The sequence below is a fragment of the Bradyrhizobium sp. 21 genome (assembly GCF_023073335.1).
Classification (GTDB): Bacteria; Pseudomonadota; Alphaproteobacteria; order Rhizobiales; family Xanthobacteraceae; genus Bradyrhizobium.
Map to the genome: position 1 here is coordinate 145,911 of NZ_JADPJG010000012.1, position 14,445 is coordinate 160,355.

At 63.0% G+C, this 14,445-nt stretch carries 14 protein-coding genes; 4 read left to right on the plus strand and 10 right to left on the minus strand.

What is annotated here, in order from left to right:
• The first annotated feature begins 23 nt into the window (after positions 1–23).
• Entirely contained in the window at positions 24–1,475 is a 1,452-nt protein-coding gene (locus IVB31_RS14535; RefSeq protein WP_247323239.1) for a glutamate synthase subunit beta, read from the plus strand.
• A 107-nt stretch (positions 1,476–1,582) separates the two neighbouring features.
• Here IVB31_RS14535 and IVB31_RS14540 read toward each other — a convergent pair whose 3' ends face one another.
• Together IVB31_RS14540 and IVB31_RS14545 are read right to left on the minus strand one after the other, a co-directional pair.
• Entirely contained in the window at positions 1,583–3,508 is a 1,926-nt protein-coding gene (locus IVB31_RS14540; RefSeq protein WP_247323240.1) for an AAA family ATPase, read from the minus strand.
• 163 nt (positions 3,509–3,671) lie between these two features.
• Positions 3,672–5,438, minus strand: coding sequence for an outer membrane beta-barrel protein (locus tag IVB31_RS14545; protein ID WP_247323241.1), 1,767 nt, complete (start codon positions 5,436–5,438; stop codon positions 3,672–3,674).
• A gap of 192 nt (positions 5,439–5,630) precedes the next feature.
• On the opposite strand from IVB31_RS14545, the gene IVB31_RS14550 reads away from it, so the two are divergent.
• Positions 5,631–6,638 carry a KpsF/GutQ family sugar-phosphate isomerase gene (locus IVB31_RS14550; RefSeq protein WP_247323243.1) on the plus strand — a complete coding sequence of 336 codons (1,008 nt, stop codon included), beginning with the start codon at positions 5,631–5,633 and terminating at the stop codon, positions 6,636–6,638.
• A gap of 159 nt (positions 6,639–6,797) precedes the next feature.
• Here IVB31_RS14550 and IVB31_RS14555 read toward each other — a convergent pair whose 3' ends face one another.
• On the minus strand, positions 6,798–7,349 hold the full coding sequence (locus IVB31_RS14555) for a carboxymuconolactone decarboxylase family protein (RefSeq protein ID WP_247323245.1): 552 nt from the start codon (positions 7,347–7,349) through the stop codon (positions 6,798–6,800).
• Positions 7,350–7,420: 71 nt separating this feature from the next.
• Between IVB31_RS14555 and IVB31_RS14560 the strand changes: the two genes are divergently transcribed.
• Positions 7,421–7,759, plus strand: a complete 339-nt coding sequence (locus tag IVB31_RS14560) for a winged helix-turn-helix transcriptional regulator (protein ID WP_247323247.1) — start codon at positions 7,421–7,423, stop codon at positions 7,757–7,759.
• Between the two features lie 41 nt (positions 7,760–7,800).
• Here IVB31_RS14560 and IVB31_RS14565 read toward each other — a convergent pair whose 3' ends face one another.
• The 4 genes from IVB31_RS14565 to hemH form a co-directional block, all read right to left on the minus strand.
• Positions 7,801–8,244: an NfeD family protein gene (locus IVB31_RS14565; protein ID WP_247323249.1), complete on the minus strand. Its 444-nt coding sequence runs from the start codon at positions 8,242–8,244 to the stop codon at positions 7,801–7,803.
• Between the two features lie 69 nt (positions 8,245–8,313).
• Positions 8,314–9,315, minus strand: a complete 1,002-nt coding sequence (locus IVB31_RS14570; protein ID WP_247323251.1) for an SPFH domain-containing protein — start codon at positions 9,313–9,315, stop codon at positions 8,314–8,316.
• Between the two features lie 267 nt (positions 9,316–9,582).
• A complete protein-coding gene (locus tag IVB31_RS14575) occupies positions 9,583–10,560 on the minus strand; it encodes an ABC transporter substrate-binding protein (RefSeq protein ID WP_247323254.1) in 978 nt (325 codons plus the stop codon).
• A gap of 10 nt (positions 10,561–10,570) precedes the next feature.
• The gene (gene hemH, locus IVB31_RS14580; protein WP_247323255.1) at positions 10,571–11,608 is read right to left on the minus strand and encodes a ferrochelatase; all 1,038 of its coding nucleotides are present in this window, start codon (positions 11,606–11,608) and stop codon (positions 10,571–10,573) included.
• Positions 11,609–11,687: 79 nt separating this feature from the next.
• Here hemH and IVB31_RS14585 point away from each other — a divergent pair, with 79 nt between their 5' ends.
• Entirely contained in the window at positions 11,688–12,086 is a 399-nt protein-coding gene (locus IVB31_RS14585) for an MAPEG family protein (RefSeq protein ID WP_247323258.1), read from the plus strand.
• A gap of 72 nt (positions 12,087–12,158) precedes the next feature.
• On the opposite strand, the gene IVB31_RS14590 is transcribed toward IVB31_RS14585, so the two are convergent.
• From IVB31_RS14590 to IVB31_RS14600, 3 genes are all read right to left on the minus strand, one after another.
• Positions 12,159–13,271 (minus strand): nickel/cobalt transporter, encoded by a 1,113-nt coding sequence (locus IVB31_RS14590; protein ID WP_247323697.1) that lies wholly within the window; start codon positions 13,269–13,271, stop codon positions 12,159–12,161.
• Positions 13,271–13,903: a DUF1007 family protein gene (locus IVB31_RS14595; RefSeq protein WP_247323260.1), complete on the minus strand. Its 633-nt coding sequence runs from the start codon at positions 13,901–13,903 to the stop codon at positions 13,271–13,273. The genes IVB31_RS14590 and IVB31_RS14595 overlap by 1 nt, the downstream gene beginning before the upstream one ends.
• Positions 13,904–13,908: 5 nt before the next feature.
• A partial coding sequence (locus IVB31_RS14600; protein ID WP_247323262.1) for a M3 family metallopeptidase occupies positions 13,909–14,445 on the minus strand: 537 nt, incomplete at its 5' end.

The following is a 14,445-nucleotide window of genomic DNA, read 5'->3' on the forward strand; positions in this document are numbered from 1 at the left end:
AAGCGGCAGGGACTTCGGGTTTAATGGGCAAGATCACGGGTTTTCTCGAAATCGAACGGCACGACCGCAAGTACACCCCGGTCGCCGAGCGCGTGAAGCATTTTGGCGAGTTCGTCGTTCCCCTCTCCGAGAAGGAAACGCGCGACCAGGCCGCGCGCTGCATGAACTGCGGCATTCCCTATTGCCACGGCACCGGCTCGGTCGCGCCCGGCACGCCCGGCTGCCCGGTCAACAACCAGATCCCCGACTTCAACGACCTCGTCTATCAGGGCAACTGGGAAGAGGCCTCGCGCAATCTGCATTCGACCAACAATTTCCCGGAGTTCACGGGACGCATCTGCCCGGCGCCGTGCGAGGCGTCCTGCACGCTCAACATCGACGACAACCCCGTCACCATCAAGACCATCGAATGCGCGATCGTCGACCGCGCCTGGGACAATGGCTGGCTGAAGCCTGAGGTCGCGTCCGTCAAGACGGGCAAGAAGGTCGCTGTGGTCGGCTCGGGTCCGGCCGGCATGGCCTGCGCGCAGCAACTCGCGCGCGCCGGCCACGACGTGCATCTGTTCGAGAAGTTCGCCAAGGCCGGCGGACTGCTGCGTTACGGCATTCCCGACTTCAAGATGGAAAAGAACGTCATCGACCGCCGCGTCACGCAGATGGAAGGCGAAGGCGTCACCTTCCACTACAACAGCCATGTCGGCGCTGACGGCAATGTCGATCCGCGCGAGATGCTCAACGAGTACGACGCCGTGGCCCTGACCGGCGGCGCGGAAGCCCCGCGCGACCTGCCGATCCCCGGCCGCGATCTCCAAGGCATCCACTACGCGATGGATTTCCTGCCGCAGCAGAATCGCCGCATCTCCGAGGAGCCGCTCGGCGGCGTCACGGAGATTTTGGCCGGCGGCAAGCATGTCGTCGTCATCGGCGGCGGCGACACCGGCTCCGACTGCATCGGCACCTCGCTGCGCCAGGGCGCGCTCTCGGTGACCCAGATCGAGATCATGCCGGCCCCGCCCGAGCACGAGAACAAGGGCCTGACCTGGCCGAACTGGCCGCTGAAGATGCGCACCTCCTCCAGCCAGGCCGAAGGCGCGATCCGCGAATTCGCGGTGCTGACGCAGAAGTTTTCCGGCGAGAACGGCCAAGTCAAGAAGCTGCACTGCGTCCGCGTCGACGACAAGTTCAAGCCGATCGCCGGCACCGAGTTCGAGCTCGACGCCGACCTGGTCTTGCTCGCCATGGGCTTCGTCCATCCCGTGCACGAGGGCTTGCTCAAGCTGCTCTCGGTCGACCTCGACCCTCGCGGCAACGTCAAGGCCAATACGCTGGACTACCAGACCTCGCGCCCGAACGTGTTTACCGCCGGCGACATGCGGCGGGGACAGTCGCTGGTGGTCTGGGCCATCCGCGAAGGGCGGCTGTGCGCAAGGTCGATCGACACGTTCTTGATGGGGAAGACGGATCTGCCGCGGTAGCTGCTCGGCTCTGCTGTCAGTCTTACGATCTGTCATTGTCCGGGAATGCGGGCGATCCGGCGCGAACGCTCGCAGGTGCTTCGACGGCGTCCAGATTCTGGCGATCTCTATTTCATACCTTTTACATCTGCAGCGAGCTTAACGAGGTAAGTGTAGTACAGCTCACGAATATCTCGCGCGCTGAGTTCATCCCAAACCGCCTTTTTGATACGCTGAATTTCCTTCTCGCGGATATCTTTCCCTACGTTTCCCGCTCTAAGCCACTCGCCTATGGCATAAAGCGATCCCTGCGGGCCGCCCCATTTCTGGTCGTCAAAGTCGGTAATCCCTAGTCGATCGCGAGCGTCTTGCAAGCCCGGCTTGAACGCAGCGATCTCTAGAAAATCTTCGCTCGTTACGATGCCGATCGCCTGCTCGGCATCCAAGACCTCGTCGTATCGCTTCCAGAGGCCATATCCACGGCTCTCAACGTGGTCTCGCTGCCTTTCCCGGGCTGGACCATCGCCATCACTGATGATCAAGCAGTAGCGATTTGCCAACTCCATCATCGGGGTAATATTTCTGATATCCTTGACGCCTTTTGCATGACAGACGCCGACTTCTGCTAGAATCCTCGCTGCCGAGACCGCAGATTTAGGCATCCGCGTTATCGCGACCTGAAATAGATGCTTGTCGCGCCAGCCCTCGAAGACCAAATTTTTCTTCCGAAGACTTTCAAAAATGGAGTAGCCAACTGCGTTGAATAGAACCTCTTCATCTACGACGTTCGATTCATTCGCCTCTGAAAGCCGGGTCTTCTCGTGCTGTTTAGTTACGATTATGTGGCGACCCACATTCTCTCGATCGATCATAAAGATTGAGTGAGTGCTGTACACCACCGTATTTGTCTTCGATATTTCTATTAGCTCATCGCGAAGAAACCGCGCTCCTGATGGATGCAAGCTAATGTCAGGCTCATCAATAAGCAGGACCGTATCCGATAGATCACCGCTCTTCACCTTTGCAGAAATAAGCAGGAGAAAGCTTACAAACCTCTTGAAACCGTCACTTCTCTTCGCGAAGTCAAACCGGTTTTTCTCCCGCACGCCAGCGATCAATTCAGCTCCATCTGGGACCAATTCGAATTCAATCGACTTGTGTTCTTTCCAGACACTCCGAAAGTGCGCAGTAGTCTTGCTCGCAATGTTAGAAAAGAAATTGTGGAGCGTGTTTCGCGATCCTGCTCGGGCCTTAGCAACCGCCTCGGGTATGTCATCTATGTCCGCAAGTGCGAACATATTCATGAGGGGCAGGCAGGAAGTGGGGTCGGCGATAAATCCGTCAAGATTGATGGAGCCGGGCAAAAGGTTCTGTTCAGTATATTGCCAAAACAGCACCTCAGGAAGATTTGCTTTGATCTGACTAGCTAGAGCTCCTCCTACAAGAGATTCAAGGTCACCGATATCGGCAGGCTCGAGCCACTCAACCGCCTGCGGACAATCGGCAGCTCTAAGGAGCCGCAAGTTCTTTAACCGGACTTTCGTCCCATCTCTTCGTGTAACGTAATGGTCATCGGGACTGGCCTTAGAAGGGCGACTCCATCCCTCTGCTAATGCGAATTCACTTCCGATCGTCCAATATTTTGAGTTTTTTTCCTCGTTCAGCAAGTCAGCTTCATAGAGGCCCGTACTTCTTGATTGAACAAAGGCATTCAGAGAAAGCGGCTTGCCCTTAAAAGTAGCGATCGCACCACGGGTCAAATTGGTAGCAAAGATAGAGTTTGAAACGATCCCGATGAGCTTTTCAACTTCTTCTTTCTCCAATGCAAAACAGAATCTAACAAAAGATTCTTCGATCGGACCTTCTCCTGGCGCGGGCTCTCGAACGTCATCTGACTTTGAAGGAGTAAAATCCCCAAGTGACGAAATGGCGCGCAGGATATTGGATTTACCAGACTCGTTTATACCTACAAGGATTCGGCAACTAGGAGTCAGCTCTAAATCTACACTCTGAATAGAACGAAAATTTTTAATCTGAACTTTCTCAAGTCTCATACCCTCTCCACACAAAGATAGGTCCGCAGCCTCGCACTATGCTCGCCAAAGTAGCGGAAGTCTGCAATATAGGCCAGCTACTAGAAGCTTACTGATTGAGAGTATCTTCCTGCCTCGACACGAAATGCCGCACCGCAAAAGACCTGAGAGGAAGACGGCTACCTTAATTCTGCAGCCTCACCCCGACCATCACCACCGTCGCCTGCGAGCTCGATCCCGGCTGGTTCGAATCCAGGATGTCGTGACGTAGCGTGCCCTTGATCCAGATGTTGCGGTTGAGCTTGTAGATCAGATTGCCTTCGAGCGAGTAGGTCTTGTCGTTGCGGTTCTGGCCCTGGTAGTCGAGCGTGCCGTAGGTGAACTTGCCAACTGCGGTGAGCCAGCGGCGGAAGTCGTGGTCGACTTCGGCTCCATAGGTGCGCACCAGCACGCCGGAGGAGCCGGGGATGGTGGTCTCGGCGATCTGCGTGTCGGTGACGAATTTCACCGTGGTGAGGCCGCTGGCATTCCAGATCAGCGAACCCGAGGTGAGGAAGCCCGCGAGCTGGCTGAGGCGCGGGTCGGTATAGTTGCGCGCGGAATAGCCGACCGAGACCTCGCCGGTGAGGATGCGCGAGAACTCGAAGGACGAGCCGACCTTGGCATAACCGCCGTTTGAATCGCGCAAGTAGCCGTTGCGATCGGCTGGCTGGTCGTGCACGCGGGTGTCGCCCTGGATCTCGACGAACGGCTTCAGCCCCGGCTTGAGCTCGTAGGAGAAGCGCCCGACGCCGCCATACTGGTTGAAGTCGCGGTCGTCGTTGCTGAAGCTCGAGCCATCGGTGAGCTTGGAATTGGTGTAGGCGGTGCGATCCACGGTGGCGCCGGCGGCGACCTGGAAGCGATTGAAGGTCTGGTCGAAGCCGACGGTGCCGCCATAGGTGGCGTAAACCGGATATTTCTGCAGGCCGGCCTGCACGTTCGGGCTGCCGGGATTGTCGGTGGCGAGCCGCAGCCGGAACTGCGACGTCAGCTTGAGATCGCGGTTGACGTCGAAGCGGCCGTCGACATGGCCGTTGAAATCGGGACGATCGACCTCGACCGGCGAGGGCGAGGCAAAGCCGTCGATCGTGGCCGGCATGTTGTTGGTGTAGCCCGAGAACGAGCCGCGCAAATCGGCGACCAGCGCGTGGCGCTCCCAATCGGACATCACGAGAAGGTCTGGCGCGACCACATAGGCCGGCGAGCCGACCGGCTTGTTGAGGCGCGCCGGGTTGGTGTCGTAGCCGGTCGAGAGCTCGAGCCCGCCCTTGATCAGGAAGCTGCCGGCATAGTCGCCGACGGCGCCGAACGGATCCTCGTCGAGCTTGAGCCGGCGGCGCAGCGGCTGGCCGGGCACGTTGCCGGCCATCGCCGGCGGCACCGGCGTCTTGTGCGCGGTCTCGGACGGCGGCGGCGCGATGCGCGGCGGGCCGAGCGTCCGATCCGGTGTTGCCGGCGGCACCGGCGAGCCGGGACCGACCGGACGCTTCGGCTTCGGCTGTCCGGGATAGAGCTTGGGCTGCTGTCGCTTGCGGTTGAGCGAATCGTAGCCGGAGGCGCTGGCGCCATTGGCCGCGGGCAGGCCGTAGATCGGGACCTGGTTGGTCGGGTTTGGGTTGGTCGGGTTCTGGCCCGCGCGCGCTGGCGTCTGCTGGCGCTTGCGCAGATCGGCGTTGGGATCGGGCAGCACCGGCAGCGCATCCGACGGTGCCTGCGGCACGCCCGCGGTGCGGCGCGTCGGCAGCGTGTCGGGCGAGGCGAAACCGCCGCGGCTGGGATTGAACAGGTCGGGGGTGAGGCTCTGGGCGGTTGCCGGCAAACTTCCCAAGGCCGTCAGCGCAAGACACGGCAAAGCAGCGCGCAGGAGATGCGCGCGTTTGCTCCGGCTCGTGCCTGGAGACGACCCCACGATGGAAGAACTCCAACGAAATCAAACACTTTCGCGATGGCCGCCGACCGACTGACGGAGACCATCGTTAATGGAGTTAAAACAATTATGGTTAACGACCGGTTGAGGGCTGGGACGCCCTCGTCGCCTCGAAGGCCGCGGCATGCTAAGCAGACGTCAACGGGCGAACGTCCCTCCTCCCTGGACCAGAACATGCCGAGTTCGAAACCGCTGATGACCCAATCATCCGGCCCCATCCCCGACAGCGTCGAATCCGCACTCCGCACGCTGGAGACCGAGAGCGGCGGCATCAACGCGCTCGCCGCCGCCCTGCGCGGCCCGCTGGGCGCGAGCTTCGCCAAGGCGGTCGATCTGATCCGCAACGCCAAGGGCCGCGTCATCGTCACCGGCCTCGGCAAATCGGGCCATATGGGCCGCAAGATCGCGGCGACGCTGGCCTCGACCGGCACGCCCGCCTTCTTCGTGCACACCGCCGAAGCCGCCCATGGCGACCTCGGCATGATCACCACCGACGACGTCATCATGGCGCTGTCCTGGTCCGGCGAACAGCCGGAGATGAAGACGCTGGTGAACTATTCCGCGCGCTTCGCGATCCCCATGATCGCGGTGACGTCGAGCGCGGCATCCTCGCTGGGACAGGCCGCCGACATCGTGATCGAGCTGCCGAAGGCGCGCGAGGCCTGCCCGCACAATCTGGCGCCGACCACCTCGACCATGATGCAGGTCGCGATCGGCGATGCCATTGCGATCGCGCTGCTCGAAGGCCGCGGCTTCACTGCGCTGGAGTTCGCGCATTTCCACCCCGGCGGCAAGCTGGGCGCGATGCTGAAATTCGTCCGCGACTACATGCGCACCGGCGCCGAGATTCCGCTCAAGCCGCTCGGCACAAAAATGTCGGACGCGGTGATGGAGATGTCGGCCAAGGGACTCGGCTGCGTCTGCATCGTCGATGATTCCGGCGGGGTTGCGGGCATCATCACCGACGGCGACCTCCGCCGTCACATGCGGCCCGACCTGCTGACGGTGGCGGTCGACGACATCATGACCAGGCAGCCGAAGACCGTGCCGCCCTCGATGCTCGCGACCGAGATGATCGAGGTGCTCAACACCCGCAAGATCACGACGCTGATCGTGACCGAGGCGGACAAGGTGGTCGGCATCGTGCATCTGCACGATCTGTTGCGCGCGGGCGTGGCGTAAGGCGCTCTCCACTCGTCATTGCGAGCGCAGCGAAGCATCAGAAGACCCTCACCCTGAGGAGCGCGCCCTCCGCGCGCGTCTCGAAGGGCGAGGCCACCAGCCGGGCCTCCATCCTTCGAGACGCGCGAAGACGCGCTCCCCAGGATGAGGGATTGAAAGCTACGCCGGAAATCTTGCCGCGCTCTCCTCCAGCGGCAACCGCAGCCCGTTCGCCAGATACGACACGGTGCGATAGAAGCCGCACAGCAACATGATCTCCAGGATCTGCGCCTCGTCATAGTGCGCCGACAGCCCGGCGAACTCCGCGTCGTCGAGCGTCGCGCGATGATGCAGCGCGTCCACCGCCGCGATCAACGCCTGCTCGGCCGGCGACCAGCACGACGACGTCGCGTCGCCCTGCACTGTGGCCCGCACCTCCTCCTTCGTGAGCTTCGCAGGCCCGGCGAAAATCGCGGCATGCACGCCCCATTCATACTCGCATTTGTTCAGCGCACAGGTGCGGTCGATGACGATTTCGCGTTGACGCAAAGACAGCGGGCCCGGATCGAGCAGGCCGCCGGCGCGAAACTTGTCCCAGGCGCGGGTCTGGCCCGCCATGACCCGGAACAGCAGCAGCGGCGGCGCACCGCGCATGATGCGGTCGAACTGCGCCTGGATCTCCGGGGGATAAGGCGGGTTGAGTGGCGCGATGCGGGGTGTGGCCTGGGACACTGGCCGTCTCCGTTGCTACAATTATTGTAGCATCACGCTACATTATCTGTAGCAAGACGCAAGGGGCGACAATGGCGAAACAAGCTGCATCAGGGAACGTCCGCGGCTCACGCACCGGACGGCCGATCATGGCGCTTCTCGACCTGCTCGGCCGCCGCTGGTGCCTGCGTATCCTGTGGGAACTACGCGACGAGCCCCTCACCTCGCGCGAATTGCGAACAGCCTGCGACGAGGCCTCGCCTACGGTGCTGCAAGCACGGCTGACGGAATTGCGCGAAGCGGGGTTCGTCGAGCTGGGCGAAGGTGGCGGTTACGGGCTGACGCCGTTCGGGCGCGAGCTGCGCGAGACGTTCATGCCGTTGCACCGGTTTGCGGAGAGGTGGCGCAGCAAGAGCGGTGCCAGAGTCTAGCGGCGCCGCGTCAGCAAGCTCGTCATTGCAATGACGGTGGCCTACGCCGCAGCCACCGTCAAGTTCGCGCCATCCACCTGCACGACCTTCACCCGCGTCCCCGCCGGCGTATCCGGGCCGGCGACGCGCCAAACCGTGTCGCCGATGCGCACGGTGCCGTTGCCGTCGATGATCGGCTTTTCCAGCGTGAACTCGCGCCCTAACAGCGCCTCGGTGCGCTTGTTGAGGAACGGGCTGGCGCTCGCATCCAGGTTCGGCCGCGCGAGCCGGCGCCACACCGGCACCGCGGCTGCGGCGAACACCGCGAACATCACGAGCTGGATCTGCCAGGACACGGCAATGCCAAACGAGATCAGGCCGACCAGCAGCGCAGCGAGTCCGAGCCAGAACAGGAAGACGCCCGGCGCCAGCACCTCCAGCGCCATCAGGACGAAGCCGAAGATCAGCCAGTTCCAGGTGCCGAGCGATACGAACATGTCGGTCATGACACGACCTCTTTGTAGTGACGCATGCCCTTATCGGAAAACCGGCGTCCACTTTTCCGGGGCATGCGACTATCCCTGCCGCGGCGGCACCGCCGGCGGCGTAGGCGCCGACGATGGCACCGAGCCGCGGCGGGCGGCGGCTGAAGCGGATGCAGCGCTTTCGCCGAACGTCGCCTTGGCGATCTCGCCGATGCCGGCGAGCGAGCCCAGCAAGCTCACGGCCTCCATCGGCAGCATGATGATCTTCTGGTTCGGTGCATCCGCAAACTGGCCGAACGCCTTGATGTATTTGTCGGCGATGAAGTAGTTCAGCGCAGCCACATCGCCTTTGGCGATGGCCTCGCTGACCATTTGCGTCGCCTTGGCCTCGGCTTCTGCCGACCGCTCACGCGCCTCGGCGTCGCGGAAGGCGGCTTCGCGGCGGCCTTCCGCCTGGAGGATCTGCCCCTGCTTGGCACCCTCGGCGCGCAAAATCTCGGATTGCCGTGCACCTTCGGCCTGGAGGATGTCGGCGCGCTTGACGCGCTCGGCCTTCATCTGCCGGCCCATGGCCTCGACGAGGTCAGCGGGCGGCACGATGTCCTTGATCTCGATGCGGTTGACCTTGAGGCCCCAGGGCGAGACCGCGGCATCGACCACGCGCAGCAGGCGCTCGTTGATCTCGTCACGGTGCGACAGCACCTGGTCGAGATCCATCGAACCCATCACCGAACGGATGTTGGTCATGGTCAGCACGATGATCGCCTGCTCGAGATTGGAAACCTCGTAACTCGCCTTGGCCGCATCGAACACCTGGAAGAAGGCAACGCCGTCCACCGTCACGGTGGCGTTGTCCTTGGTGATCACCTCCTGCTCGGGAATGTTGATCACCTGCTCCATCATGTTGATCTTGCGCCCGACCCGGTCGAAATAGGGCACGATCAGATTGAGCCCGGGGCTCAGCGTCTGGGTGTATTTGCCGAACCGCTCGATGGTCCAGTCATAGCCCTGCGGCACCGTCTTCACGCCAGCGACGAGCGTGACGATGACGAGCAACACCAGAACAATCGCGAAAATGTCGAAACCGCTCATATTTCCTCCAAGGCGGGAAAAAGCCCTTTCCCGCGCTGTCATTGGTCGGGATCACGACCCCAAGGGTTCAGGGGAGGGTTCAGTAAAGGGTTCAGCGATGGGTTCAGCGGTCGCGGATAATTTCGGCATCGGCGCGATTCTACACAAGACGTCAGGAGAGGGAATGGTCGCGATTATGTATTTGCGAGATGCTCTTGAAAGCGTACGGGCGCAGACCTAGCGGCGAACGTTAACGAATCCCGCCAGCCCGGCGGCCGCAACCCAATCCTACTCGATAACGTCGTTCGCGGTTGCGAGCAGGCTTGGCGGAAGCGTGACGCCGATCGCCTTGGCCGTCTTCAGGTTGATCGCCAGCTCGAACTTGGTGGGATTCTGGACCGGAAGGTCGGCTGCCTGTGCGCCCCTGAGGATGCGATCGATATAGGAGGCGGCGCGGCGGATCTGCTCGGCGCTGTCGGTGCTGTAGGACATCAGCCCGCCCTCGTCGACGAAGGTGCGGCTCCAGAACACCGCCGGCACGCGCGCTTCCCCGATCGCGGCCAGAAGGAGCGCGCGGTTGGCCAGAGTGAAGAAGTCCGGCAGCACCAGCAGGCCGCCGTCCTTTCGCGAGGCCAACGCGGCGATCGAGGCCGCGTCATGGACCGGCGCCGGCTCCACCGTCACATGGAGCGCGCGGCCAGCGTCCTCGATCGTACGCAGCATCAGAGGCGCGAACGGCGCGGTGGCGGGATTGTAGACGACGAAGACACGCGACAGTTTTGGCGTGACCTGCATCAGCATCTCCAGCCATTTGCCGGCGAGCGGACCGTCGTAATCGGTGAAGCCGGTGATGTTGCCGCCGGGATGGGCGAGATTCTCGACAAAGCCCTGGCTGACAGGATCGGTGACGACGGCGAACACGATCGGGATCGTCGTGGTGCGCCGGCGCAGCTCCTCCACCGAGGGCGTCCCGACCGCGAGCAGGATGTCGGGCTTGAGCGCCACGAGTTCGTCGGCGAACCGCGCGATGCGCGCGCGGTCGCCGCTGCCGTTGCGCCAATCGATGTTGAGGCCAGCGTGCTCCTTCCAGCCATGACCGGCAAGCGCCTCGACCAGGATGGCGCTGCGCGTCTGCCCGATCGCATCGTCGGCCGCGGTGACCGAGAGCACGCCAAGCCGCCGCGTCGCAGTCGGCTGCTGCGCTACCACCGAGGCCGGCAGCGCCGCGGTTATCCCAAGAAGCGCCAGAATCTCGCGGCGGTTCATGGCGCGCCCATCAGATCCAGCCCTGAAGCTCGCGCAGCACGAGCGTCCGGATCACATCCATGCCGGGATCGCTGTCGTTGAGACAGGGGATCGCCGAAAACTCCTCGCCACCATTATGCTTGAAGATCTCGGCATTCTCCTGCGCGATCTCCTCCAGCGTCTCCAGGCAGTCGGCGGAAAAGCCGGGCGTGACCACCGCGATGCGGCGCACGCCCTCTTTCGCCAGACGCTCCATGGTCTTGTCGGTGTAGGGCTGCAGCCACTCGTCGAATCCGAAGCGCGACTGGAACGTCAGCAGCAGTTTCGTCTCGTCCATGCCGAGCCGGCGCCGCAGCGCCTCGGTCGTGGCCACGCAATGGCCCCGATAAGGATCTCCCTTGTCCACGTAGGCCTTCGGCATACCGTGGAAGGAGGCGACGATCAGTTCCGGCTTGAACGGCAAGTTCGCCAGATGAGTCTCGATCGAGGTGGCGAGCGCCTCGATATAGGCTTCGTCCTCATAGTAAGGCGGTGTCACCCGCAGGGTCGGCTGCGCGCGCAGCCGCGCAAGCACGCGAAACACCTCGTCGCAGACGGTGGCCGAGGTCGCGGCGGAATATTGCGGATAGAGAGGTACGGCAAGGATGCGATCGCAGCCCTTCGCAATCAGCGCATCGACGCCCGATCTGATCGAGGGATTGCCGTAGCGCATTGCCCAATCCACCACGACGTGGTCGCGATCCGACAATGCGGCTGCAAGCTTGTCGCTCTGGGCGCGCGTGATGGTCTTCAGCGGCGACTCGTTCTTCTCGTTGTTCCAGACCTTCAGATAGTCGCGCGCCTTGGCGCGGGGGCGGGTGCGCAGGATGATGCCGTTCAGCACCACCTTCCAGATCAAGCCCTGATTCTCGATGACGCGGGCGTCCGAGAGGAATTCCTTCAAATAGACCCGCACGCCGCGCGCGTCGGCGGTATCGGGCGTGCCGAGATTGACCAGCAGCACGCCGACGCGCGAGGGGACGGGCTGCGAGGCCGGCACCGCGGTCTCGGTGGGGGCGATTGTCATCATGATCCGTTGCGTCGCGCGTTGTTCCGAACTTGTCAAGATTGGGCCGGTTTCGCTAGGGTCAGCGTAGGGGGGAAGAACCATGACGCTGGCGGAATGGTGCGTTCTCGGGGCGCTGCTGCTGTATCTCATAACGATCGTCTCGATCAAATGGATCAGATTTGGCGGATTCGACAATTCACGGCCGCGCGACCCTGCCTTCTTCGAGGACGCCATCGCGCAACGCGCGCTCGGCGCGCACCAGAACGGCATCGAGACCTTTCCGTTCTTCGCCTTCGCGGTGCTGCTCGCCGAATACAGGGATTCGCCGCAGCGCCTGATCGACGAACTCGCGGCGCTGTTCCTGATCGTACGGATCGCCTATGTGCTGACCTATCTCGGCAACCGCCCGACGCTGCGCTCGATCCTCTGGAGCATCGGTTTTGCGATCAATCTCGGGATCTTCTTCATGCCGGCGTTGAAGCAGTTTCTCCCGGTGTGAGGGACCGTGTCCCGGCTCTGCAGTGCATCGTCGAAGGGACGCTGCCCTGTGTCCGGGGCGCGAGAGTTCGGCTCAAAAACACGTCGTCCGTTCGGCCGCGATATAGCCGAGCAACAAACCCGCGCCGAACAGCAGCACGAGGGCGGCGGCAGCGAGCTCGATGCCGCGCATAAAGAGCGCGCCGCCGCCGTCGCGCCCGGCGCTGAGGCGGGCGGCGATGTCCTTGGCGGAGACGGCGACGACGGCGATGGCGGCGACCGTGATCGCGGTGCCGAGCCCCATCAGGAAGGTCGCGGCGATGCCGGCCCAGAACAGGCCCTGGGCCAGCGCGAACACCAGCACCAGGATCGCGCCCGAGCAGGGACGGATGCCGACGGTCAGGATCGCGGCAAACCCGCGCCGCCAGCCGCCGGGGCCGGCGAGCTCGCTCGGCGTCGGGCCATGGGAATGGCCGCAATGCTCGTCGTGGACGTGGTCGTGCCCGTGGTGCTGTTGGGCCTGCGCGTGGCCGTGGCTGTGATCGTGCTGGCCATGATCGTGCGCATCATGATGATGGTGGCCGTGATCATGATGGTGATGCGGCGCGCCCGCGATCGCCGGCACCGGCTGGGCTGCCTGGAGGGCACGAATGAAAGTGCCGCCCTTGACCCAGACCAGACGCAACCCGAACAGCGCGATCAGGCCATAGCTCGCGATCTCGATCGCGCCTTCCGCCTTGCACATGGTCTTGGCCGTCGCATTCAGCACCCAGGCCGAGATGCCGACGATCAGGATCGCTACCACCGACTGCATCAGCGCGGATGCAAACGACAGGGCGATGCCGCGCCGGGCGGTCTCACGATTGGCAACGAGATAGGAGGCGATCACCGCCTTGCCGTGGCCGGGGCCGGCGGCATGGAAGATGCCGTAGGCGAACGAGATGAAGAGCAGCGTCCACACCGCCGAGCCGTCGGTCTTGGCGGCGCGGATGGTCGCCGACATCTGGCGATAGAACTCCGACTGTTTTGCCAAGAGCCAGCCGATGAGGCCGCTGGCCTCGGGCTCGGCCGCCTGCGCAGGGCGCGGTGCGCCGAACGGGTTTTGCGCGAGGAGATCGTGAAGTGCGGCATCGGCCACGGCCACGACGAGGAGAACCGCAGTGCAGGCGAGCAGCGCGCGTGCAAGCGGAGAGTGAAGACGACCGATCAAGGGCAATCCACCGTGATCTTGTTGGCGAACATTATGCCAAAATTCGAGTTCTCGCCGTTCATGAAGGTCTGTTCGTTGAGCTTCTGGGCGGTCGCCGAGCCGTCGCTAGGCCGATCCAGCTTCATCTGGCAGCCGGCGGGCGCGCCGACCAGCTTGACCGGATTGTCCTTGGCCATCTGGAAGTCGATGAAGAAGGAGCGGTCGAACACTTCGAGCATCAGCTGCTTGGGCTTGACCGGATTCTTCAGCGGCAACGTGAAGTGCAGGGTCAGCACCGTATCCTTGTAGTCGAGGAAGTAGTCGACCGGCTCCTGGAATCGCTCCTTCTTGCCGTCGGCTCGCGCAAAGGTGAAATAGGCATATTCCTTCAGCGACTCGACATTGGTCTGCGCCAGCGGCCCCAGCTCCTCGCGCGTATAGGCGCCCTTGGTCTTGCTTTCGAGCCCCTGCACCGCATAGGCCGAGAACATGTCGTCGAAGGTCCAGGCGTGGCGGACGCCGGTGATGGTGCCGTCCTCGGCGTAAAGCAAATCGCTGGTCGCGGTGATCCAGACATGCGGATGGGCACTCGCCGCACTTGCCGCCAGCGACAGGCCGACGGCGAGCAGCCATCTGAGCAGGGCACGCATGCCGATCAGGCCGCCTTGGCGTCGTCGAGCAGGCCGCGACGGCGGAGCAGCGCGTCGGGTTCCGGCGGACGGCCGCGGAAGGCCTCGTAGGCCGCTTCCGGATCGACCGATCCGCCGCTCGAATAGATGTCGTCGTGCAGGCGCTTTGCGACCGCAGGATCGAAGATGTCGCCGGCTTCCTCGAATGCACCGAAGGCGTCGGCGTCCATCACCTCCGACCACATGTAGCTGTAATAGCCCGCGGCATAATGATCGCCGATGAAGATATGGCCGAATTGCGTGGGCCGGTGGCGCAGCGAGATCTCCTCGGGCATGCCGATCTTCTCCAACTCCTTCTTCTCGAAGGCGCGGACATCTTGCGCGGCGGAGGCCGGCTGGGTGTGGAATTCGAGATCGACCAGCGCCGAGGAGACGAACTCGACCGTGGCAAAGCCCTGGTTGAATTTTCGCGCGGCGAGGAACCGTTGCAGCAGGTCGTCCGGCAACGGCTCGCCGGTCTGGTAGTGGCGGGCGAAGCGCTGCAGCACCTCGGGCCGCTCCTG